Origin of the sequence: Tahibacter harae (assembly GCF_024437735.1) — a bacterium.
Classification (GTDB): domain Bacteria; phylum Pseudomonadota; class Gammaproteobacteria; order Xanthomonadales; family Rhodanobacteraceae; genus Tahibacter; species Tahibacter harae.
The window spans coordinates 82,875-104,432 of sequence record NZ_JANFQO010000019.1 but is presented as its reverse complement, the minus strand read 5'-3'; the positions used below and the strand labels follow the sequence as shown (position 1 = coordinate 104,432).

Below are 21,558 nucleotides of genomic sequence, written 5' to 3'. Positions count from 1 at the left end.
TGATCAGCGATTGGATCCAGTTCTATAACACCCGGCGACCGCATCAGGCGCTGGGCATGAAGACACCCGCCGAGGCGTATCGATTAGCGGCGTGACCTGTGCAGAAACCGCTGGGTCATTACACAATTCGCGCGGCGAGGTCAATCAAGTCCTGGGCACAGCCTGCGGCGCGTGCCCAGCCGCCGCTGTAGCCGCTTACTCGCATCGCCCAGCGCCGGGCATCCCTGTCGATGACAGCGAGGATTGCAGGAGCGCTTTCAGCAATCCTGCCACGCTTGCCGGGCGCCAGCGCTCTGCCGGTCCAGTCGAGGATCTGCAGATAGTCGGCTGTACCGATGGACAAAGAGACCGGCAATGTTCCCGCAACGGGACGCAGGAGTTCGGCCGGCGGCAATCCATGACGCACCAGATCAATCCGTTCGCTGGCGCTGGTATGTACGGTTGCATCCAGCGCGTCCACGACACCGGCACGGATTGGGTTCAGGTCAACGTACGCCATGGCGGCGAGCACAGCCCGTTCGTCACAGAGGAGCTGGCATCGGAAACGCCCCTCCCAGAAGCGTCCCGTACAGTGGTCTTCACGATTAGCACGTCGCGCAATCGGCTCGGCCAGGCAACGCATGAACCAGGACAGGCTGCCTAGCCGGACACGTACCAGGGCCAGCCGCTCTGGATCGGCGAGCAGGGCTTGGCACTTCAACTCTCTTGCACTGTCCGAATCCTCGCCTGGAGGAAACAACCGGATCCAGCGCGACGCCGTTTCCTCGTCACTCCACGTCGCTGAAGCAGCGGCATTGAACTGCAGGACAATGTGCAGATGATTGCTCATGACGGCGTAGGCGTGAATCGCAACGGCATAGCACTCGCCTAGCAGATGCAGCCGTTCGCGAATCCAGTTTTTTCGGTGCTCGAAATCGCGCCCTGTCAACGCGTCGCTTCCGCATAGAAATGCGCGGCGGACACACCGCTGGACGCAGTGATAGCATCCCTCAGCACCTTCCGGCGAGACGATTTGAGCGCGTGGGCGAGCCATGGGACCAGCATGGCCGACTTGCAGGCCGGCAGCGACAGAAACTCCGCGGGAAAGCCAGCGGAAAATTCTGGAGTGTGGGTGTCCCAGATGCTTTTCCGTTTGTTGCTCAAGGACTTATCCATGCACGCACGTTTCCAATGCAAGAGCAGAAGGACGCATAGGTGGGCTCTCGTCCTTCTCCTGTTACATATTTTCATGGGGCCAGTGACATTTGGAGGTCCAGTTGTTGATGACTTCGCCGCAAACGGATACATCAGCGCACGTGTCCATGCGATTGCACCAGATAGTAGTGGTCGAATATTCCTCGGTGGAGATTTTTTGGCAATCAACGGCGAGGGGCGCGGGCGTCTAGCTCGATTGTTGCCCAGTGGTGCTCTAGACAGCATCTACTACTACCTCAACGCCGATCTTAACTGCTTTGCTATTCAATCCGATGGAAAGGTGCTGCTCGGTGGGGCGTTTCAGGCGCTTAATGGGGTAACGCACCGGCGCATCGCGCGGCTCAACGTTGATGGCTCTGTGGATGAAAGTTTCACGACGAATTTGAACGGTACAGTCAATACGATTGCTGTCGATTCCCAGGACCGCATACTGATTGGCGGGTACTTCAGTTCGGTGAATGGTTCTTACACTGGAACACTAGCCAGGTTGAACTCTGACGGAACCCTAGATTCGAGTTTTCAAGGAGTTCAAGGCGCTGCGCCCGCTGCCTATGTGTCGTCGATCAACATACGGACCGATGGACGCATTCTTATCGCTGGCTACTTTCAACGGGTGGCGGGGGTGGTCCGTGACGGGGTTGCGCTTCTCGAACCCAATGGAATCCTCAACACGGCTTTCAATCCAAGAGTCAATGGCGAGGTCTACGGAGCTGCTATGTACGAAGACGGTCGCCTAATCTTGTACGGCAGCTTCTTGTCAGTGAACGGAGTATTCCGTGACGGCGTAGCTCGACTTAACGCGGATGGCAGTCTTGATTTGACGTTTAATCCGAACCCGAATGGTAGTGTTGTTGGGGCCACGATAGCTCCGGACGGATCGGTGTGGATAATCGGGATGTTTACTTTCGTTGCCGCTGATACCCCATCTGGATTGATTGGGCGACGGCGTACAGCGCGATACTTGGCGAACGGATCGTTGGATGACACGTTCAACCTTGGTAGCGAGGAGGCGCCATTTGCAATGTCCTACCAAGACCCAAGCCGGTTGCTTATTGGTGGAAGTTTTGATTCCTATGGGGGGCAATCCAGATCTAAACTCGTTCGGTTATACGAAACGATTGCCACAGCCGACTCTTTGCTGCTTCGTGGGTCTACGATCACTTGGCGAAGAGGAGCCAATGCGGCTGCTCTAGCAGCGCCGCCGGTCTTAAGTGTGTCGGTAAGCGGTGGGCCGCCAACGCGTATCGGACGCTTCACCTGGGACAATGGAGCGTGGACAATTCGAAATATTCCCCGGGCCCAGGGTGCCTATCGCTATATGGTCGCTGCGAGGGTTGCGTCGAGCTCAGGAAATGGCTCGTCCAGTGTTGCTGATGCTGAGTCACCGGAGTATCTGTTCCGCGCAGACTTTGAGCCTTAGCAGGCTGTAACATCTGGGACACCCACAGTCCTGAATCATCCGACTGCTTTCCGCTGATTTTCTGTCGCGGTAGACCTGAAATTCAGCGCGAAAACAGAACGAGCCGGAAACAAAATCAGGGCGCCACAAAATGTGGCATCAAACTCTCGTGTCCGACAAGCACCGAAGACAACCTGCCTACGGCTTCTACTCCGGCGGAACGCCGGATTGCATGGCCAAAGCGTCTCACCCGCCTAACTCAGCCACCAAGCCAGCCGGACGCCCTGCAACCAGCGCTGGCCGATTCGCGCGGCGAGGTCAATCGAGTCCTGGGCACGGCCTGCGGCGCGTGCCCAGCCGCCGCCGTAGCCGCTTACTCGCATCGCCCACCGCGGGGCATCCCTGTCGATGACAGCGAGGACTGCAGGAGCGCCTTCAGCGATCCTGCCACGCCTGCCGGGCGCCAGCGCTCTGCCAGCCGAGTCAAGGATCTGCAGATAGTCGGCTGTATCGATGGACAAAGAGGCCGGCAATGTTCCGGCAACGGGACACAGGAGCTCGGCTGGCGACAATCCATGACGCACGTGTTCAATCCGCTCGCTGGCACTGGTATGTACGAGTTCGGAAATGACGTGCGGCGATCAATGTTCGGTCAGTGATGTGGCGATGCCGTGTGGCAATAAGGCTTCAGGCATGACGGGCTTCCGGTTGCAGTGGCTTCAGCGCATCGACACGCCGTGTCGCGCCGCCGATGAGACGATTCTTTCGCTTGGCCCAGTACAGCATGGCAGCGACGGTGACCGCGAGCATGACGATCGTGACGATGGAGCTTTCTGGACCGAACAAACCTCCCGTCAGCCAGGCCGGGCCGCGATACTCGCCAACCATGGGTGCCATGCGACGCCAGTCTTCAATGCCTGACAGCGGCAATCCGGAGAGGATGATCGTGAAGTTCCACGCAGCGTGATTCGCTGTTGCGACCCAGAGGTTACGCGAAAGCACGAACACGAGGGTCCAGAGTGCGCCGGTCAAGGTTACCGACACGATCATCGTGACCAGTTCCTGCATGCTGGCGCGGCCCTCGATATTTTCGAGATGACCGAGCGCGAAAATCACTGACTGCAGACACAACGCCGGGACGGTGCCCCAGGCGGTTTCCAGGATGCGGAAAAGGATGCAACGGTAGGCGATTTCTTCCAGGGCCGCGGCAATCACGATCAGGCCGGCGACGCCGAGCAGGCCGTGCTGCAGTCCATGGTAGGCGGTGATCTCATACGCCCCGAGCGCAAGCACCAACAGCATAGAAATCGCCATCAGCAGGCTGCCGGATGCGCCACCGAGTATGATCGCGAGCGTCGCGGGGCGCAGTTCACTGGCATTGCGGTCTTCGACAATACGGACGTAGGCCCAGTAAGCCAGCACGGCGGAGACAATAATGCCGGTCCGCCGCAGCAGGCTCGTGACGGAGTCGTCGGGATGGAATATGGCCTGTAGCCCCGGCAGCAACAGCATGCGGAAAAACAGCACGGCACCGAACAGCGCGGCGAACGCCAAGAGCAGTTTCTTGGTAACGGCTATCACGCGCCGGAAATGGTGCACGGTGAGCTCCTGCGTCTGTCCATAAATGACGGGGTATCGCGAAGCGAGATAGCCCGAGTCGCAACCCGTGTGCCGCATTCTAGGTCAGTCAATGATGCACGCACATGGACATGTCGGCATGACGGTCATGCATAATTGCATGCGAACAATCACACCGCGTCGGCAGCCGATTTCGCATGGAATGGAACGATTTGCGCATCTTTCTGGCCATTGCCCGGGAAGGAACGCTGGGTGCTGCCGCCCGGAAGCTGGCGCAGACGCAGCCAACCATGGGGCGACGGCTGCGCGTCTTGGAAGACGCGCTCGGACACAAGCTTTTCCAGCGGACCAAGGACGGTTTCGTCCTGACCGACGAAGGCACTACCCTGCTGGGGCATGCCGAACGCATGGAAGGGGAGGCGCTTGCAATTGAGCGTCGGCTTGCGGGGCAAACGCAGCAACTCGAAGGCCTGCTGCGAATCACCTCGTCGGATTGGTTCGGCGCACATATCCTCACGCCGGTGCTTGCGGAGTTTTCTATCCTGCACCCTCAGGTCGCGATCGAGTTGCTGACGGATGCGCGCTTCCTGAGCCTTTCCCGTCGCGAGGCCGATGTGGCGTTCCGCATCAGGCCGTTCGATGAGCCCGACGTCGTCTCACGAAAGTTGTTGCACATGCGCTATGGCGCCTACCTGCGCCGGGGAATCGCCCACCCAATGGCAGGCGACGGCACCGGCAGTGCGTTGCTGGCGCTGGACTCCGCGTTCGCAGGGGTACCGGACGACAGCTGGCTGCAAACGATGTTGCCGAAAGCGCGCACGGTGTTCCGCAGCAATAGCCGCGACGTGCAGGCCAGGATGTGCGCTCACGGTTTAGGTATTGCGGTACTGCCAATTCCGTTGGCTGATGCCACCGCTGGCATCGAACAGATCGACTTGGGCACCGAGCCGCCAGGCCGTGATACTTGGGTCGGCTATCACCGGGATTTGCGTCGACTGCCTCGCCTTCGGGCATTGCTTGAGCTGGTGATCGCGCGGCTTGCGAACTGATCATCGGGCAGGTAGAGAGCCGCGCACGTCTGCTTTGCCCAGTAGCGTCCCGTGCAGTGGTCCTCACGATTGGCACGCCGCGCAACTTCGGAAAACCCCCGTGAGCTGCTATCTTCCTCCACGGCTCGGGAGCCGAGGTCCGGATGGACAAACACACTGCCTACATCCTGCTGTTCGCCGAACTCAATACGCTGCGCGGACTTCCGCCGGACCTGCTGATTGCGCGCGTCGGTGTGGCGCAGTCCAGGACCTTGCTGGTACAGGACCAGCCATTGGAAATCCAGACGACGCTGGACTGGGCCGACCGCCATCGCACGACCGTGCGCATCACGGCGCGCGCGTTCGGCAGTGGCCATTGGCATACGGAGCGGCTGGAGGAGAGCGTCGTCGTCACGGTGGTGTCCGAAACATGATGACAGCCGGGCCGGTGCGCGATTAACGGGGTCAGGTTAACTTCCTGCGCCGCGACAGCCGGCAAAAGTGGCTTCGCCGACGTTCGACCTGCGCTTTTTCCGGAGCGACTTGGCCTCGCCGCAAATCAACCGGAACCCGCCTGTGTTAGGCGCCTGAAATGCCGCCATTCAACGATCCCGGCGCAGTTCATGACAAGGCCGGTTTCATTCGCTTCGTTGAGGCGCTGATCGACGATCGCCAACACGCCGAAGAGGTGGAGCAGGCCAATCCGGGTAGGTACAGCATGGGTCGCGCCAATGGATGGCAGAGCGGGAGCATTTCTTCTTTCTTGGATGCGGCAGTCGCAGGCGCCCTGCACAGAAGGATTGGGGTAAGGATCAGGATGGTCCGAGCCGGCGTGATATCGCGGTCCTTCCCGCCTTGCCTTGGGAAGATCTATGCAGTGAACCGCGAGCGCTGGCTTTTCAGTCAGGAATGTCTGAAGCGTGCTGATGGACGTTGATGTGGCGTCGTAATGACCGGTCTCTGTAAGCCTGCACAGCGGCAAGCCCCAGCGGGCTTGCCGTCGCTCGGCCGCTTGCGGCTGCTACAGGGTTGGAACAGTGCCGCCATCAATCCGGTACTCGGACCCAGCGATCGAAGCGGATCGTGGGGATGCCAGGAAGGCGATCAGATCGGCAACTTCGTGTGGCTTGGCGGGTCGGCCCACGGGAATTCCTCCCAGCCAATCCATGATGATTTTTTTGCCGCCCTCGTAGTCCGTTCCGGCATCTGCAGCCATCCGTTCCGCAAACGCTACGGAAGCCTCGGTCTCGATCCAGCCCGGCGCAACGCTCAGCACGCGAACGCCCTTTGGCGTCACCTCTCTTGCCAGCGACTTGCTGTAGGTGGTGAGGGCCCCTTTGGCCGCGGCGTAGGCGGTAGTGGACTCGGGCAGCGGCAGCACGCGCTGGATGGAGCTGACGTGGATGATGACACCTGAGCCTTGAGCCAGCATCGTCGGCAGCAGCGCGCGATCCAGGCGTACGGCAGGCATCAGGTTGAGGTTCAACTCGGCGAACCAGTGCTCATCAGTGATCGCAGCGAAACCGCCGCCGGGAGTTTTTGAGCCGCCGAGCACGTTGATCAGGATGTCGACGCCGTCCCACGCCTGCAGGACGGTCCGGGCAAGCTGACTCGCGCCTTCCGCTGTCGACAGGTCGGCAGCGATATAGGTGACCCCTGTCACCGGCTGCGCCGGCACACTGCGGGCGGATGTCGCAACACGAGCGCCGGCCTCCGCCAGGGTTTTCACGACGGCAGCGCCAAGGCCCAGCGTGCCGCCGGTTACCACTGCCCGCAGGCCATTCAGATGAAGGTCGAAGCTCATGCCGTGATCTCCAGGCTTGCGATCAGGCCGCGCTCAAGGCGGAAAGCCAGCTTCAGGTCGATCGGGCTGCCGGGAAAGGTGCCGGCCGTATGGCTGTGGACCACATGGATACCGTCAACCCGTTCCAGCGAGAACGGATCGTTGGTGTAGGTGTACAGGGTCGAGGAATGGGCTTTCCATGCCCTGATCGCGTCGCGGCCGGCATGTGTCTGGCGTTTGTCCTTGACGACGCCGTGCGGTGTGAAACAGCGGGCGACGTCGTCGGGACCTTGCGTGTCAGCCGCGAAGTACGCGGCGATGGGATCGGGAAGGGTTAGAGCGGACATGAGGCACTCCGTGGCTGGGATGGCTCACAGATTGCGCGCTGGCGGTTCTTTAGTGAATGCCATAGGATCGGAATGGCGTATGTAGAGGAGGATGCATAATGCGTGGATCCGACTTTGCCGAGCTAAAAGCCTTCATCGCCGTCGTGGAGCGTCAGAGCTTTGCCCGGGCGGCCGAGCATCTGGGCCTGTCGCCTTCGGCACTCAGCCAGATCATCCGACAGCTTGAAGGCCGCATCGGTGCACGTCTCTTGAACCGCACTACGCGAAGCGTCGCACCATCGGCAAGTGGCGAGATGCTGTACAGGCGCATAGCGCCGTTGTTTCGGGAGATGGCTGTTGCCGTCGCTGAAGCCAGCGAGGCGACAGGACAGATGCGCGGCACGCTTCGCATCAACACGCTGGGGATTGCAGCGAGAACCATCATTGCGCCCCGGCTTGCACGCTTCCATCGGGCGCACCCGGACGTGATTCTCGACATCGTGGTCGACGACGCGCTGGCCGATATTGTCGCTGGCCGCTTTGACGCAGGCATCCGCGTGGGAGGACGGCTGGAGAAAGACATGATTGCCGTCCGCCTCACGCCGGATCTCGACATGGTTGCCGTGGCGTCCCCGGATTACCTCGCGCGTCGAGGAACGCCCAGGTCGCCTGCCGAGTTGCATGGCCATGCATGCATCAACTGGCGGCTCCAGATGGACGGCAGGCATTATCGCTGGGAGTTCAAGAAACGCGGGCACCGATTCGAAGTGGCAGTGGACGGCCCCGTCGTCACCAATCACGCGGACGTCGGCATTGCTGCTGCGCTGAACGGGCTCGGCATTGCCTATCACTTTGAGCGAGATGGCGTGGGTGAGCTTCTGGCCCAGGGACGGCTGGTCCAAGTCCTGGCGGATTGGTCGATTTCGCGCCCAGGATTGTTCCTCTACTACCCGAGCAGGCAGCATCGGCCGGCCCTCCTCGGTGCGTTCATCGACTGTCTGCTGGATCGAAAACCGTTCGATTAACGGGGCAGGTTACTTCCTGCACCGCGACAGCCGGAGCAAAAGCCGTTTCGCCACGTCCGATCTGCACACAGTCGGTGCCAAGTTGGCGTCGCTGTAAGTTAACCTGACCCCGTTTGTCCCGCTCGTTTGTCGAGAAACGGGCAGACGACAAAACGTCGATCTGCCCGTTACCCGCTCCCTCGCGCGTGCCCGCCGATTACTGGCAGCCGCCGATCTTTGTCAGCTCCAGCGTCCCGCGCTTGCCGCGGTAGGCGCCGGCCAGTTCGTTGTCATCGAAGCGATAGTCCACGCGGGACTTGTCGCAGGCAGTCATGGTCACCGTGGCCTTGCCGACGGCGAAGCCGTTGTAGGTGGGCACGCGATCGAAGGCGCCGCCCAGGCTTTGCGCGATCAGCACTTCGGCACGGCCGTTCTGTGCGGTGGCGAGATTGCCCTGCAGCGTGAACCAGTGTTCGCGATTGGGATCGTTGCCCTGGCCTTGCGGATCGTAGGTGAACCAGGGGGCGAAGAAGCTGCCGCCGGGCTGGATCGTGAACTGCAGGCCCTGGCCGCTGGTGGCTTCTTCGAACCAGGTGCCGCTCATGCGTGCCTCGAAGCCGCCTTGGGGCGGCCGTATGCCGGTGCCAGGGCGCGTGCTGCCATCGGCCTGGATGCAGTCGGCGGTGGCGGCGACGAGGCGTGACAGGGTGATGCTGCCGTCGACACCGTCGTTGTGGCCCGCATCGAAGTCATAGCGCAAGGTCGCCGTGTCGCAATCGTCGAAACTCAGCTCGGCAGTGCCTACGCGGATCGGCGATGCGGGCGGGCCGGCGTCGAAATTGCCACCGGTAGTTTCCAGGATAGGCAACTGCACGGAAGCCGCATTCGCCGGAATATCGCCGGCCTGTATCGTGTACCAGCGCAGCTGGGCCGGATCGTTGCCGCCGCGGGTGGTGTAGGTGAACCACGCACCGAACAGGGTGCGTTGCGCCGCCAGCCAGTCCAGCGCGATGCCTTCGCCGTTGGCATAGGGCGAATACCAGGCACCGGCGATGCCGGGTTGGTCCAGGCGTGTCGGTGCGCCGGGGGCGCCGGCGTGATCGACGGCGAGTACCGCCGCCGTAGCCCCGGCGTTGGCGTCGAGCAGATGCAGTGCGGCACGCGCCGTGCCATTGGCATCTACGGCCAGCAGTTCGATTGGATCCAGGCAGCGCGTATCGCAGGCGACGAAGCGTTCCTGCTCAAGCTGCCCGTCGCTGCTGCGCAGGCGTTCCAGGCGCAGGCGGTCGTGCCACCAGGCATGGATGCGAAGGACGTGGTTGCCATCGGGAGAAAGCGCGAAGCGGCCGTCGCCGCTGTTACTCCTGCGTGGATTGCGCGAAATCTGACGCCACTGCTCCGTGCCGTCGGCTGCGGAGAATTTGATGAGATGGCTTTCGTTCAGCGCGTCAGGGGTGTAGCGCGCCTGCAGCATCAGATAGACCGCATCGCCGGCCGCGACCAGTGTGTGCTGTTCGGATGGAGCGGCGACGCCCGTATCTGCCACCCAACGTGTGCTGCCATCGGGGCGCAGGGCCCGGAGCCGGGGGCCCTGGCGATTCCAGTCTTCGATGAGCCAGGCGCTGCCATCGGCTGCAGTGACCATTTGGGGGAAGGACTCGGGATAATAGATAGGATGATCAATCCGGTAATTGATCGTGCCGTCGAACGCATATTGGACAATAGATTTTTTCGTGACAATGGTAGTGCGGCCGGCGGAATCCGTGCTCGCTTGGCTTGCGGCATCATCGCTGATGATGGCCAGCGGCTGTCCGTCTGCGTTGTAGCGGTGCAGCATTGAGCCGAATAAGTAGCTGGCGAAGTTGCTGGTGACCGCTATCACGCGGCCGTCGGCCAGTATGCGCAGTGATAGCGCGTCGCACTCCGGTGTCAGTGCTGCCGTCCAGGCCGGGCTGCCGTCTGCATCGTTGAAACAGGCGAGCTCTTGCGCCTCGCGCCATGTGTCCTTCCTGCCTTCGGCAATGCAGACTTTGCCGGAACCGGCCGTGAGCACGCTATGCGCCGTAGAGCGGGGGCTGTTCGGCCGCGAGCGTGTCCACAGCAGTGCGCCGGATGCGCTGAACTTGCTCAGCGCGTACTCGTTGCGTTGGGTCGGGTCGGGCCGCGTAGCGATATAGCTGCTGCCGTCAGCGGCGATATGCTGTGCAAACAGCACGACGGGAGCGGCCACCTGGGCGCTGTCCACCGCATGCGCGCTGATCTGGCCGTTGCGTATCACGAAGCTGCGGTTCCGATAGCCGTCAGAGCCCAGCGCAAGCAGGCTGCCGTCATCCAGCCTGTGCAGCGATCTCGGCGTCGTGTCCCGTTGCAGATCCAGTGGTGTGCTGCTGCCGTTGGCGGTCCAGTGCAACAGTTGCGAAAGCTGCAAAGGTGCGCCCGGGCAAAGCACATCCAGTCCATCGTCGGCATCGGGCTGCACCCGGTCATATGAGAATGGCGTGCAGCTAATGGACTGGCGCCAGCGGATGCTGCCGTCACGGGCCACGCGCAGCAGATTGCGCGTGGCAGTCGGTGGTGAGTCCCGTGGCCCACCGGTGAACACGTAGGACTCGCCGCCGGCAGCGGGGAGAATGGCGTGTACGTCGGCATCCTGCGCGGGCAGCAGCTGACTCCAGCTCAGCGTGCCATCGCCGCTCCAGCGTTGCAGCCGTGAAAGGCCGGGTTCAGTGTAGTTATGCAGTGCAGCAAGGATGGCGCCGTCTTTGCTGAGCGTGACGTGATCCAGCCTGGCGGGGACGGCGCTGCTCCAGCTCCAGATTGCTACGCCGCGCTGGTTGTAGCGCGTCAGCACGGCGGGGCCCGTACCCACCATGGGCTGCGGATTCAGCGCGGCGACCACGTCGCCGCTGCCGGGCAGCATCGCGATCGAGGCGAAGAACGTGTTGTTGCGGGGAGTAACGGTTGCGGTCTGCAGGCCGTGCGCGTCGAACGCGTTCAGCTGCAAGCCGCGATTGAGCCAGGCGGCGCCGCTGGCGAGTGCGGCAAAGCCGTAGCAGGACGTTTCCGGCGGCGACGCGACGGGGGTGCGCCAGCCCACTCGTCCCTGCGCATCGACGCGCTGCAGATGGCAGGTGGAGTAGAGCAGCGCGCCGCCATCGGCCAGCCGTTGGCCGCGTACGTAATTTTCACGCGTGACCACGCGGGTGCTGCCGTCGGCCTGGGTGAGGCGGACGCCGTCATTGCTGAAACTCCACAGGCTGCCGCCCGCGCCGACGAGGTAGTTGTTCGGGCTGAGCGGTTTCTGCTGGGGTTGCGGCGCCAGCGCGCGCCAGTCTGCCTGGGCCGGCAGGGCGGTTGCCATGAAAAGCAGGATCAGTGCTGATGTGCGGCGCGAAGCCGAGCATGGATCTGCGGTCTGGTGAAAGCGGCGCATGGGTGTCTTACTCCGGCAAGGGTTGCCGCGACGAAAGCGGCCTCACCGCCGAAGACGTATTTGGCGCCGCCACCCCCCAAGGGCGTTAGCGGGGTCAGGTTAACTTCCTGCGCCGCGACAGCCGACGCAATGCCGCTTCGCCGGCGCCTGCTCTGGGCATGGCCTGACGTCAGTTTGGCTTAGCTGTAAGTTAACCTGGCCCCGTTTGTTCGTGTTCGTGTCGAACTTGGCAGGCCGGTGTCGCAGCAGCACAGCGGGCCGGTTGTGCCTCATTTCACCGCCGCATTCCCCCCATCCACAAAAAGCGCCGATCCCGCCACAAAGCTCGCCATCGGCCCGGCCAGGAAAAGCGCGGCCGACGCGATTTCCTCAGGCTGTGCGATCCGCTTCAGGGCGTGCAATCCGGCGGCCCAGTCCTTCGTGCTCTGGTCACCTGCCATCGCGGTATCCACGCCGCCGGGCAGCAAAGCATTGGCCCTGATGTTTCGCGCGGCGTAATCGGCGGTAATGCCTTTCACCAAGCCCATAAGGCCGGCTTTCGACGCGCCATAGGCCGCCATGCCGGGCAGGCCCACGCTGGTGCCGACGAAGCTGGAGGTGAATACGAGCGCGCCGCCGCCGCGTTGCAGCAGAGCGGGTATCTGGCTGCGGGCGCCGAGGAAGGCGGCGGTCAGGTTGGTGGCCAGCGTTTGCTGCCAGTCTTCCGGTGTGATTTCCGCGAGCGGCTTGAGCGGCCCCACGGTGCCGGCGTTATTGACGGCGATGTCCAGGCCGCCGAATTCGCGCAGGGCCACCGCCACCAGCCTTTCATGGGTTTCTGCCCGGCTGATGTCGCCGGCAGATACATGGGCGCGGCCGCCCGCGTTGCGGATTGCCGAGGCGACTGCGTCAAGCTGAGCTTCGCGTCGGGCCGTCAATACCACGGCCGCACCCTGCGCCGCGAACAGCAGTGCTACTGCCCGTCCGATACCCGACGATGCGCCGGTGACAAGGGCAACCTTGCCGGAAAGCATGCTCATAGGGGGAACCCTTCTGCGTTCGTTCTCCGCCGCAAGGTAGCTGCGCGGATTGCATCGGGCACTCTGTTTCTTGCGGTCGGAATCGTCTGACTGCGGAGTGGCGTTTCGATTAACGGAGTGAGGTAACTTCTTACGGTGCAACGGCCGGAGTAAACGCCGCTTCGCCGACGTACGATCTGCGGTTCGTCCGGGGACAACCTGGCCTCGCCGCAAGTTGATCTGACCCATTTGTCACAGCTTCGCGCGCGCCTGCGCGGCCCCTACGCGACGTGCGGTACAGATGACCGCGACCACGGCGTGAACCTCCGCAGTGGCGGAGGTTTTGCGGCTGTAGACCGGCTGCGATAGTGCCGCACGCAAGTTGAGCGCCCATTTCGGCTGCAGCGTGCCCAGGCGCAAAAGCGCGCCGCCTGTCGTGACCAGCGCCCAGCGCGCGACTGTCGAAGGCCGCAAATCCCTACCCACCCTTGGTCCCATACGTTTCGGGATTTTTTTCTGGTAGCGTCCGGGCGGAACGCGCCGGAGCGTCCATTTCGAGCCTTTGGCCCGTGTGCGTGGACAGCCATCGAAGCCGGCCGCCAGAGGCGGGGCGCCGCGTGTTCGACCGTCCATTTCTAGGGGATGCCTATGTCTTACTTGTTGCGTCGCCATGCCTTGGCGACCGCCGTCGCTCTCGCGTTCTCGTCATCGTCGATGGCAGCTACGCTGTTCCTGGAAGACTTCCAGACCCGTATCGATCCTGATACCCAGCAGCCCGTGCTGCGCTGCAGCGGTACCGGCGGCGCAGGCACCTATCCCTTCCCAAGCGGATGGCTGCTGCGCAACGTGGACAACCGTACGCCCGCGAGCGCTGTCGCCTACGTCAACGAAGCCTGGGAAGTGCGCGAGGATTTTCAGCTCGACGTCACCAATTGCGTCGCCTTCGCCACCTCCTGGTACTCCCCGGCAGGTACGGCGAACGACTGGATGTGGACGCCGGCCATCGGCCCGCTACCGCCCGGCAGCTTGCTGTCCTGGCGCGCCAGAAATTACGACCCGGACTATCTCGACGGTTACGAAGTGCGCGTCATGACGGCACCGACCGTCCCCACGGGCGGCACGGGCGTGATCGGCAATCAGATCACCAACAGCACTGTCGTGTACAGCAATGCCGCCGAAGCGACCGCCTGGGCCAGCCGTTCCGTGGACCTGGCGCCGTACGCCAACCAGACGATCTACGTCGGCTTCCGCCTCACGTCGACCGACAAGTTCCTTCTGGTCGTAGACGACATCGCAGTCACCACCAGCACGGTCGATCTCGCGGCTGTGGCCGCCACCCCGCCGTTCGCGGTGGAATATCCCCGCGTGCCCGCAGGCATCAGCGTCGATGCGAACTACAAGGTCACGGTCCGCAATGTCGGCGGTACGCCGTTGACCAATGTCGCCGCCACGGCGCAGCCCACGCTCGACAGTGCGCCGTCGGGTGCGCCGCTGACCGCCGCGAGCATCCCTACCTTCGCGGGCAACGCCACGCAGACCATCGCCTTCACGCCGCCGGTGGTGCTGTCCACGCCGGGCACCTGGGGCGTGACGTATACCGCCACGTCGGACCAGAACGCGCAGGACGCGGATCCGGGCAACAACGTGGTGGCAACGGCCGTGACCACGATCGGCGACAACGTCTGGAGCCGCCACGAAGGCGCCGTGTCCGGCACGCTGGGCATCGGAGCGGGCAACGGCGGCGAACTGGGCACCTCCTACACCCTGACCCAGACCGCCACGTTCGAGGGCATCCGCTTTGCCATGGGCTCCGTGACCGATCCGGCACCGCCCGATCCGCCGAACCCCTGGCCGGGCCAGAACGTGGTCGCCAACCTTCGCGCGACCGACGCCAACGGCAAGCCGGCGGCAGTGATCGCCACGACGCAGGCCATCGTCAGCACCTATATCGGCGGCATCTACGATGTGAAATTCGTCGGCGGGCCGCAGACGCTCGCACCGGGCACGTATTTTGTCAGCGTGGTCGAACCGACCGGTGGCGGCGCGATGCCCCTGCAGCTCAGCCTGGGCCGCTACGTCGATACCGCGAACTGGGTGAACTGGCCGACCATCCCCGGCGGCGACTGGGCAAACCTCTCGACCTTCGGTGCCAGTTTCCAGCGCGTGCCGCATGTGTCGCTGCTGAGCGAAGTGTCGCTATTCAAGGACGACTTCGAGCAGCATGCCGATGTGCCGGCGTTCCGGACGTCCCGCTCGGCGCCATCGCCGACGATGCGCAACCCGGGCGAACGCGCCGCGCTCGCGGTGCCGCCAAAACGATGAGCACGCCGCGCTAGCCGGCCATGCGCGACGAACGACGCCGCCGTCGCATTGACGGCCATGTCGGCCAGGGCCGCTTCGATGCGGCCCTGGTCATTCTCGACAGCTGGCAGGCCGAATCCCCGCGCGACATCGAACCGGAACTGCTGCGCGCGCGCGTCGAGCTGCTGAGCGGCCGCTACGTGGCGGCGCGCGCGCGTTTCCTGGCGGCTGTGCGCGATCGCATCGCGCCGGCGGCGCTGGCTCCGGATGTCGTCGAAGGCTTGCGCCTGTTCGCCGCGCACGATGCACTTGCGGACTGGGCGCGGACCTATCCGCATCGCGCCCTGCTCGCACCCGCAGACCAGGCACGCACGGCCGCCGCGCTCAGCGCGATCGGCGCGGATGGCCTCGCCCGCGACTGGGCCGATGCCGCCGTCGCCGCCGCGCCCGGCGACGGCGTATGCCGCGTCAACCGCGCACTGATCCGCCAGTACGCCGGTGCTTTCGACGACGCCCGCGCCGACCTCGATCAGGTCCTCGGCACACCGCAGGAGTCGGCGATGGGCTACTGGCTGCAAGCGCGCCTGCGCCGGCAGACCGCGGACGCCAACCATGTCGCCGTGCTGCGCGAGCGCCTGCAGCGCCCGCTCGATCCGCGCGACCGCGAACTGCTGCTGTACGCGCTGTTCAAGGAATTGGACGACCTCGGCGACACCGACGCCGCGTGGCAGGCCCTGTCCGCCGCCTGCGCTTCCGCCCGTGCCCGCGCACCCTACGATCGTGCACGGCACGAGCGCCTGTTCGCGCTGCTCAAGCAGCCGATCAATGCTTCCGCCGCAGCCCCGCAGACGCCGGCCATGGCTGCGTCCGGCCCCCAACGTACCGATCACCTCCCGATCTTCATCGTCGGCCTGCACCGCTCCGGTACCACCCTGCTTGAAAGCATGCTCGGCGCGCATGCCGGCGTGCATACCTACGGCGAATCGCCGCGCCTCACCGCCGCGCTGCGCCATGCCGCCGACTACTACTGCCCCGTCCTCATCGACGAGGTTCTCGCGCAGCGCCTGCCGCAGCTCGATTACGCGCGCGTACGGGAATCGTTCATGGCCGAAGGCCACCACGCCATCGGCACCGCCACCCACGTCACCGAGAAACGGCCGGACAACTTTCAGCTCGTCGGTGCCATTCGGCGCGCCTTCCCCGACGCCAAGGTGCTGCACCTGCGCCGCAACCCCCTGGATGTCTGCTTCGCCAACCTGCGCGAAACGTTTCCGGAAGCCATCGCCCACGCCAACGGCATGGACGACCTCGCCCATTACCACGGCCTCTACCGCGATCTCATGGCGCACTGGCATGCCGCGTTTCCAGGCTTCGTGCTTGACGTCGACTACGAAGACCTCGTCGCCGATCCGCGCGAAACCTCGCGCCGTGTGTTTGACTTCTGCGGACTGGCGTGGGACGACGGCGTCATCGATCCCGCGCGCTGGCGCGGACGGTCGATCAGGACGCTGAGTTCCGTGCAGGCGCGCGGCACCGTGAATCGCGCGAGTGTCGGCCGCTGGCAAGCCTATGCGCGCTGCCTTGAGCCGTTGCGGCAAGGGCTCGGTGTAGATTAACGGGGTCAGGTTGACTTCCTGCGCCGCGACAGTCGGAACGAAAGCCGCTTCGCCACGTCCGATCTGCACATGGTCCGGCGCCAGCTTGGCGTCGCTGTAAGTTAACCTGGCCCCGTTTGCGCGGCTGCGGATGGCTTGTGTCTCGTCCGGCAAGGTGTCGGCCAAGAGCGCCCGGTGCAACCGCCGCTGCGTGTTCCGCCCGCGAAGAGCCCGGGCAGCCTCACCAAATGGCAGTATTCGCCTGCATCTGTCGTTGAATGAGATAGGTGCCGGCCGCCTGGAACCGCGCAGCGATCTGCCCGCCGCATTTCCTTCAAGTGGGGGGCGTGCTGGTCGATTTCCCGCGAGTTCCGGAAACCTCGTTGCGCGTACTGCGAATCGATGCGGCGGCCGTGCGCCGGTCCCTGGCTATTTCCGAGGAAATCCTGCATGCATTGCGCCATTCGTCTGTTGCCGGGCATTTTGTTGTTGAGCGGGGCCGCTGGTGCCAGGGCCGATCTTGTTCCGTCGCCGGGCCAACTGGATTTCAGGTATCAGGCCGTAGGCACCACCAGCGAGCCGAAGGCGACGACGCTCATAAACACGGGTAGCCAGTCGTTGAACATCGTCGCGGTGACGCCGGCCAGCGGCGTCTACGCGCGCGCCGGCGGAACCTGCGGCGCGGCGCCCTTCAGCCTGGCCCCGCAGGCCAGCTGCACCATCGGACACACCTTCACGCCAACCTCCGCCAAGCTGTTCTACCAAACCCTCACCGTCACCCTGTCGGGAGGAAGCAGCGTCAATTTCGGGCTGGCAGGGGAGGGCGCGTTGGGCTACCTGGAAATCACACCGCCATCGATCTGGTACCTGCCGGTGCCAGTGGGTTCGAGCAGTCCCGAGCTGACGGCCAGCCTGTTCAACAATCGGGTTGTTCCGATGCACGTCCTGCAATTCCTGCCATCGCCGGTAGTCAACGCATTCGTGCGCACGGGCGGAACCTGTCCCGAACCGCCCTTTGAGGTCAGCGCCTTCGGCGGCTGCACGCTGGCCTACACCTTCAGGCCCACCGCAGTCGGACTCGCGTCGATGACACTGGACATCATGGGTTCGTCCGGCTCGTTCGTCCTGGCGCTCGCCGGCGAAGGCTTGCCGGAACTCCCGCTGTTCGGCGACGGATTCGAAGCTGCCGCGCCCGCACCGGTCCCGTGAGCCTGTGCGCTAACGGGGTCAGGTTAACTTGCACCTGGACCCTGATTGACGCAGGACGCGGTGCGATGGCTGGAGCAAAAGCCGTTCGCCGACGGCGATCTGTAAACGTAACCGCGTAACGGCGTCAGGTTGACCTGCAACTACCCCTGCGCAATGCCGGACGATGAGCGGAGCATATGCCGGCAAGGCGGCGAGTTTTTGCCTCCACCATTGCACGGAAGCTATCTCTTCCCAGCGCGCGTTGTTGTTGCAGATAGCTGCGGATGGCTTGCAACTCGTCGTCCGGCAAGATCGTCGCCAACAGCGCCCGGTACGCCGTTGCGCGCTCCGTCCGTGATGTGCTCAGGGCAGTGTAGGCCGGATGGGGTGACGGAAGCACATCGTCACGCTGGCCACACAGTGATGCACAGCTGGAGCAAGGGAATTGGGCAGGGGCGTCCGTCGCGCGCGGACGTGGCTCGTAGCGGCCTTCCCACAGTGTGCCCGTCCGTCCGCGTCGGGAATTGAACGCGCGAACGTACCGGCGACCAAGCGCCTGCATAAGACACGACACGGCACCAAGTCGCGGCGGCGCAAGCAGCAGATGAACGCGGTTGCTCATCAGCACATAGGCATGCAGCGCCATGCCGGTATCTGGCAGGGCGCCATGCAGGATGTGCAGGTAGCGCTGCCGGTCGGCGCTATCGGGAAAGCACGGCAAGGGATTGTTGCCGCGCTGGATAACGTGCTGGGGTATGCCGGGTAGGTCGAGTCGGGGCAGGCGGGCCATGAATAGAGTTCATCGCCCGGCCTGGCCAGTGAACAGCAGCACTCGCTGGTTTTTCGGTCAGAAATAGCTGGCGGGGTTGGTGGAAGTTAACCTGACCCCGTTATGCTCAGGTCGATGACGTCATCCGCGCATTGAGCGGCCGCCAGCGCTCGATCAGCGTCAGCAGCGGGCCGGTCATCATGGTCGTTACCAGCGCCATAATCACCATCATCGCGAACAGGCGCGGCGACAGGATGCCCATGTCGTAGCCGATATTCAGCACGATCAGCTCCATCAGGCCGCGCGTGTTCATCAGTGCGCCCAGCGAAGCGGCGTCGCGCCAGTTCATGCCGGTGAAGCGCGCGGCCAGCAGGCTGCCGCCGAACTTGCCGGCGATGGCCAGCGCAATGATGCCGGCGCAGATCAGCCAGTCCCAGCGGCTGTCGAGCATGCCAATCTGGGTGCGCAGTCCGGTGAAGGCGAAGAACAGCGGCAGCAGGAATGCGCCCGAGAACGTCTCGATCCGCTCCCGCAGCAGCTTCGCCACCGGCGATTCCGCCGGGATCAGCGCGCCGGCCAGGAAGGCGCCGAACAATGCATGGATGCCGATGGTTTCGGTGCACAGGGCGGCCAGGAAGGCGAACACGACAGCGCCGACCACGATACGGGCCCGGCCACTCTCGTCATCGGCTTCACGGACCGACAGCAGCTCCAGGCGCGGGCGCGCCAGCATGAGCATTGCCAGCGTGAAGCCGGCCGACAAGACGATTGTCACCGCAGCACCGCCGAAGCCGTTGGCCTTGCCGATCGCCACCACCACAGCCAGGATGCACCACGCAGTCACATCGTCGACCGCCGCGCAGGCGATGGCGATATTTCCCAGCGGCGTATTGCTCAGGCCGCGTTCCTTGAGGATGCGTGCCAGCACCGGGAATGCGGTGATGCTCATGGCGATGCCCATGAACAGCGCGAACGGTGCGAACGCCACGCCCTGCGGTGCCAGCGTGGAATACACGCCCAGCGCAAGCAGGCAGCCCAGCGCGAACGGAGCCACGATGCTGACGTGACTCACCGCGACCGCCGCCTGTGCCCGTTTGCGCATGGCGGCCAGGTCGAGTTCGATGCCGATACAGAACATGAAAAGAATGACGCCGATCTGGGCGAACAGCTGCAGGCCGCCCATCGATGTCGCGGGGAACAGGAAGTCTTTCACCCCGGGCAATGTCGCACCGAGCAACGAAGGACCGAGCAGGATCCCGGCGATCATCTCGCCGATGACCGCGGGCTGCTTGAGCCGCTGGAACAGCGCGCCCAGGAGCTTGGCGGCGCCAATCACCACCACGAGTTGCAGCAGCAGAATCGCGAGCGGGTGCCGGAGATTGCCGACCAGCGCTGTAAACACACCTGAGCCTGCATGCGCGCTGCTCTTGGCGGCCACAGCCTCAGCCCCCGGCACCAGGCCTTGCCCCAGGTGCAGCGCCAGCACGCATATGGCCAGGCATGCAATCGTCGTGATGAGGTAGAACGAGAGCAGTGACTTCTTCATGGGGCGGGGCCGGGGAGTGGGAGGGCAATTTTGCCGAGCGTCCCTCTCGCCGTACAGCACTTGTGCAAGGGGGCGAACAAATTGAAATGGCCGCACAGGTGGAGAATTTTGGGTTTCACGGAAAATCAGGAGCTTGGAAAAGCTCCTTCAGCTCGGGTCTCCCTTCCTCCATAACCGCCGGCGAGGTTGGGGCCGCTCCCGCCGGCAGGATTTCCTGGCGCCTCGCCTTTTGAGGCAGGCATGCCAGCCACCGAGGCACCTTGCGACCAGTCCTGGTTGATCCTGGATGATGAGCGGGAGATATGTCGGCAAAGTGCGATTTTCCACTTCGGCTATCGCACTCAAGACATGTCTTCCCGCTGCGCATTGTTGTTACAGATTTTTTGCGGATGGCCGGCGACCCGCCGCCGCCGGTCCAGCCGCAGAGGTATGCGCCTGTCCGGCGCGCATCACTTCAGCCGCTTGAGCATCTCCCGCGCAACCCCTGTCGCCGAAGCCGGGTTCTGTCCCGTAATCAGCTCCCTGTCCACAACCACGTTCGCCGCCCACGGCGCCGTATTGCTCACATACTGCACGCCGGCCTGTTCCAGCGCCGCCTGCGGATAGAACTTCATTTCCCCGCCGCCGAGCTGCGGCTTGGCCTGTTCTTCCTCTGCGTTGCTGATGACGGTGACCTTGTACCCGCTGTAGATCCACTGTGGGGCGCGCGCCGTCTTGCCGCTTTCCATCGCGGCGGCGAATCCCGCGGCATCCGGCAGCGTCGAAAGCAGCGCGATCGGTCCATGGCACACCAGCGCGGTGATCTTGCCGCGCGCATGGAAGTCGGCGAGCAGCCGGCCCAGTGCCGGGCTTTTCAGCAGGTCCTGCATGGGCGCATGTCCGCCGGGGATATAGACCGCATCGAAGCGGCCGTAGCCGATCTGCTCGATGCGGGCCAGGCTCAGGACAGGCGATTTTTCTTTCGACGTCAGGGCCAGCTGGTCCAGCAGTTCCTGATGCGCGCGCAGGTTGGCGGCGTCGTTGCCGAAGTAGGCGGGGTCTGCGGATTTGGCGTCGACGGTCGGCGCCTGGCCGTTCGGTGTGGCGAAGGTGAGCTGGTGGCCGGCGTCACGCAGCAGCTTGACTGGCTGCATCAGTTCGTTGAGGTAGAAGCCGGTCGGGAAGACCTTGCCGTCTTTCAGGTCCAGGTGACCGGCATCGGACAGTACGACCAGCACGTTGCCGGCCTGGGCCGCTGCCGCCGTCAGGGTCAGTGCCGTTGCGATCACGAGTTTGTGCAGCAGTTTCATGAAGGGTTTCCTTTGAGGAATGGGTTCGATCGATCAGGACTTCGTTTCAGCCGCCGGGCAGCCCATCGCGCGTCGCCGCGCCCGGCGCCGCCGATTGTGGGCTTGCCGGTGCTGCCCTGGACGGCGT

At 63.8% G+C, this 21,558-nt stretch carries 19 protein-coding genes; 9 read left to right on the top strand and 10 right to left on the bottom strand.

The annotated features are described in order from the left end of the window. The first annotated feature begins 2 nt into the window (after window positions 1-2). The gene (locus NM961_RS18375) at window positions 3-95 is read left to right on the top strand and encodes an integrase core domain-containing protein (RefSeq protein ID WP_255910650.1); all 93 of its coding nucleotides are present in this window, start codon (window positions 3-5) and stop codon (window positions 93-95) included. Between the two features lie 23 nt (window positions 96-118). On the opposite strand, the gene NM961_RS18370 is transcribed toward NM961_RS18375, so the two are convergent. Together NM961_RS18370 and NM961_RS18365 are read right to left on the bottom strand one after the other, a co-directional pair. Further along, window positions 119-928, bottom strand: coding sequence for a hypothetical protein (locus tag NM961_RS18370; RefSeq protein ID WP_255915869.1), 810 nt, complete (start codon window positions 926-928; stop codon window positions 119-121). Beyond that, on the bottom strand, window positions 925-1,155 hold the full coding sequence (locus tag NM961_RS18365) for a hypothetical protein (RefSeq protein WP_255915868.1): 231 nt from the start codon (window positions 1,153-1,155) through the stop codon (window positions 925-927). The genes NM961_RS18370 and NM961_RS18365 overlap by 4 nt, the downstream gene beginning before the upstream one ends. Here NM961_RS18365 and NM961_RS18360 point away from each other — a divergent pair. Then, window positions 1,154-2,614, top strand: coding sequence for a delta-60 repeat domain-containing protein (locus NM961_RS18360; protein WP_255915867.1), 1,461 nt, complete (start codon window positions 1,154-1,156; stop codon window positions 2,612-2,614). The genes NM961_RS18365 and NM961_RS18360 overlap by 2 nt on opposite strands. A gap of 666 nt (window positions 2,615-3,280) precedes the next feature. Here NM961_RS18360 and NM961_RS18355 read toward each other — a convergent pair. Further along, complete coding sequence (locus NM961_RS18355; RefSeq protein WP_255915866.1) at window positions 3,281-4,192, bottom strand: CPBP family intramembrane glutamic endopeptidase; 912 nt, start codon at window positions 4,190-4,192, stop codon at window positions 3,281-3,283. Window positions 4,193-4,368: 176 nt separating this feature from the next. Here NM961_RS18355 and NM961_RS18350 point away from each other — a divergent pair, with 176 nt between their 5' ends. The 3 genes from NM961_RS18350 (at window position 4,369) to NM961_RS18340 (ending at window position 6,136) form a co-directional block, all read left to right on the top strand. After that, window positions 4,369-5,220, top strand: a complete 852-nt coding sequence (locus tag NM961_RS18350) for a LysR family transcriptional regulator (RefSeq protein ID WP_255915865.1) — start codon at window positions 4,369-4,371, stop codon at window positions 5,218-5,220. Window positions 5,221-5,363: 143 nt separating this feature from the next. Then, window positions 5,364-5,633, top strand: a complete 270-nt coding sequence (locus tag NM961_RS18345) for a hypothetical protein (protein ID WP_255915864.1) — start codon at window positions 5,364-5,366, stop codon at window positions 5,631-5,633. Between the two features lie 158 nt (window positions 5,634-5,791). Beyond that, entirely contained in the window at window positions 5,792-6,136 is a 345-nt protein-coding gene (locus NM961_RS18340; RefSeq protein ID WP_255915863.1) for a hypothetical protein, read from the top strand. Between the two features lie 84 nt (window positions 6,137-6,220). On the opposite strand, the gene NM961_RS18335 is transcribed toward NM961_RS18340, so the two are convergent. Both NM961_RS18335 and NM961_RS18330 read right to left on the bottom strand, forming a co-directional pair. Continuing rightward, window positions 6,221-7,003 (bottom strand): SDR family oxidoreductase, encoded by a 783-nt coding sequence (locus NM961_RS18335; protein WP_255915862.1) that lies wholly within the window; start codon window positions 7,001-7,003, stop codon window positions 6,221-6,223. Further along, on the bottom strand, window positions 7,000-7,329 hold the full coding sequence (locus NM961_RS18330) for a nuclear transport factor 2 family protein (RefSeq protein ID WP_255915861.1): 330 nt from the start codon (window positions 7,327-7,329) through the stop codon (window positions 7,000-7,002). The genes NM961_RS18335 and NM961_RS18330 overlap by 4 nt, the downstream gene beginning before the upstream one ends. Before the next feature lie 98 nt (window positions 7,330-7,427). Here NM961_RS18330 and NM961_RS18325 point away from each other — a divergent pair, with 98 nt between their 5' ends. Further along, window positions 7,428-8,333, top strand: coding sequence for a LysR family transcriptional regulator (locus tag NM961_RS18325; protein WP_255915860.1), 906 nt, complete (start codon window positions 7,428-7,430; stop codon window positions 8,331-8,333). Between the two features lie 196 nt (window positions 8,334-8,529). Here the strand turns inward: NM961_RS18325 and NM961_RS18320 are convergent, their stop codons facing one another. Then, complete coding sequence (locus tag NM961_RS18320; RefSeq protein WP_255915859.1) at window positions 8,530-11,673, bottom strand: hypothetical protein; 3,144 nt, start codon at window positions 11,671-11,673, stop codon at window positions 8,530-8,532. Window positions 11,674-12,014: 341 nt separating this feature from the next. Then, window positions 12,015-12,764, bottom strand: a complete 750-nt coding sequence (locus NM961_RS18315; RefSeq protein WP_255915858.1) for an SDR family oxidoreductase — start codon at window positions 12,762-12,764, stop codon at window positions 12,015-12,017. Between the two features lie 627 nt (window positions 12,765-13,391). Between NM961_RS18315 and NM961_RS18310 the strand changes: the two genes are divergently transcribed. The 3 genes from NM961_RS18310 to NM961_RS18300 all read left to right on the top strand — a co-directional run bounded on the left by NM961_RS18310 (window position 13,392) and on the right by NM961_RS18300 (window position 17,848). Further along, window positions 13,392-15,065 carry a choice-of-anchor J domain-containing protein gene (locus tag NM961_RS18310; RefSeq protein ID WP_255915857.1) on the top strand — a complete coding sequence of 558 codons (1,674 nt, stop codon included), beginning with the start codon at window positions 13,392-13,394 and terminating at the stop codon, window positions 15,063-15,065. A 20-nt stretch (window positions 15,066-15,085) separates the two neighbouring features. Further along, window positions 15,086-16,660 (top strand): sulfotransferase family protein, encoded by a 1,575-nt coding sequence (locus NM961_RS18305; protein WP_255915856.1) that lies wholly within the window; start codon window positions 15,086-15,088, stop codon window positions 16,658-16,660. A 429-nt stretch (window positions 16,661-17,089) separates the two neighbouring features. After that, entirely contained in the window at window positions 17,090-17,848 is a 759-nt protein-coding gene (locus NM961_RS18300) for a choice-of-anchor D domain-containing protein (RefSeq protein WP_255915855.1), read from the top strand. A gap of 124 nt (window positions 17,849-17,972) precedes the next feature. Here NM961_RS18300 and NM961_RS18295 read toward each other — a convergent pair whose 3' ends face one another. From NM961_RS18295 to NM961_RS18285, 3 genes are all read right to left on the bottom strand, one after another. Continuing rightward, entirely contained in the window at window positions 17,973-18,617 is a 645-nt protein-coding gene (locus tag NM961_RS18295) for a transposase (RefSeq protein WP_255915854.1), read from the bottom strand. A gap of 106 nt (window positions 18,618-18,723) precedes the next feature. Continuing rightward, window positions 18,724-20,142 (bottom strand): cation:proton antiporter domain-containing protein, encoded by a 1,419-nt coding sequence (locus NM961_RS18290; RefSeq protein ID WP_255915853.1) that lies wholly within the window; start codon window positions 20,140-20,142, stop codon window positions 18,724-18,726. 449 nt (window positions 20,143-20,591) lie between these two features. Further along, window positions 20,592-21,431, bottom strand: coding sequence for a type 1 glutamine amidotransferase domain-containing protein (locus NM961_RS18285; RefSeq protein ID WP_255915852.1), 840 nt, complete (start codon window positions 21,429-21,431; stop codon window positions 20,592-20,594). Between the last annotated feature and the right edge of the window lie 127 nt (window positions 21,432-21,558).

Bases quoted from the DNA above. Each gene is read 5' to 3' on its own strand.
- NM961_RS18315 (WP_255915858.1), bottom strand. From the start codon at position 12,764: ATGAGCATGCTTTCCGGCAAGGTTGCCCTTGTCACCGGCGCATCGTCG.
- NM961_RS18345 (WP_255915864.1), top strand. From the start codon at position 5,364: ATGGACAAACACACTGCCTACATCCTGCTGTTCGCCGAACTCAATACG.
- NM961_RS18285 (WP_255915852.1), bottom strand. From the start codon at position 21,431: ATGAAACTGCTGCACAAACTCGTGATCGCAACGGCACTGACCCTGACG.
- NM961_RS18290 (WP_255915853.1), bottom strand. From the start codon at position 20,142: ATGAAGAAGTCACTGCTCTCGTTCTACCTCATCACGACGATTGCATGC.
- NM961_RS18330 (WP_255915861.1), bottom strand. From the start codon at position 7,329: ATGTCCGCTCTAACCCTTCCCGATCCCATCGCCGCGTACTTCGCGGCT.
- NM961_RS18305 (WP_255915856.1), top strand. From the start codon at position 15,086: ATGCGCGACGAACGACGCCGCCGTCGCATTGACGGCCATGTCGGCCAG.
- NM961_RS18300 (WP_255915855.1), top strand. From the start codon at position 17,090: ATGCATTGCGCCATTCGTCTGTTGCCGGGCATTTTGTTGTTGAGCGGG.
- NM961_RS18310 (WP_255915857.1), top strand. From the start codon at position 13,392: ATGTCTTACTTGTTGCGTCGCCATGCCTTGGCGACCGCCGTCGCTCTC.
- NM961_RS18325 (WP_255915860.1), top strand. From the start codon at position 7,428: ATGCGTGGATCCGACTTTGCCGAGCTAAAAGCCTTCATCGCCGTCGTG.
- NM961_RS18350 (WP_255915865.1), top strand. From the start codon at position 4,369: ATGGAATGGAACGATTTGCGCATCTTTCTGGCCATTGCCCGGGAAGGA.
- NM961_RS18295 (WP_255915854.1), bottom strand. From the start codon at position 18,617: ATGGCCCGCCTGCCCCGACTCGACCTACCCGGCATACCCCAGCACGTT.
- NM961_RS18340 (WP_255915863.1), top strand. From the start codon at position 5,792: ATGCCGCCATTCAACGATCCCGGCGCAGTTCATGACAAGGCCGGTTTC.
- NM961_RS18360 (WP_255915867.1), top strand. From the start codon at position 1,154: ATGCACGCACGTTTCCAATGCAAGAGCAGAAGGACGCATAGGTGGGCT.
- NM961_RS18365 (WP_255915868.1), bottom strand. From the start codon at position 1,155: ATGGATAAGTCCTTGAGCAACAAACGGAAAAGCATCTGGGACACCCAC.
- NM961_RS18320 (WP_255915859.1), bottom strand. From the start codon at position 11,673: ATGGCAACCGCCCTGCCGGCCCAGGCAGACTGGCGCGCGCTGGCGCCG.
- NM961_RS18335 (WP_255915862.1), bottom strand. From the start codon at position 7,003: ATGAGCTTCGACCTTCATCTGAATGGCCTGCGGGCAGTGGTAACCGGC.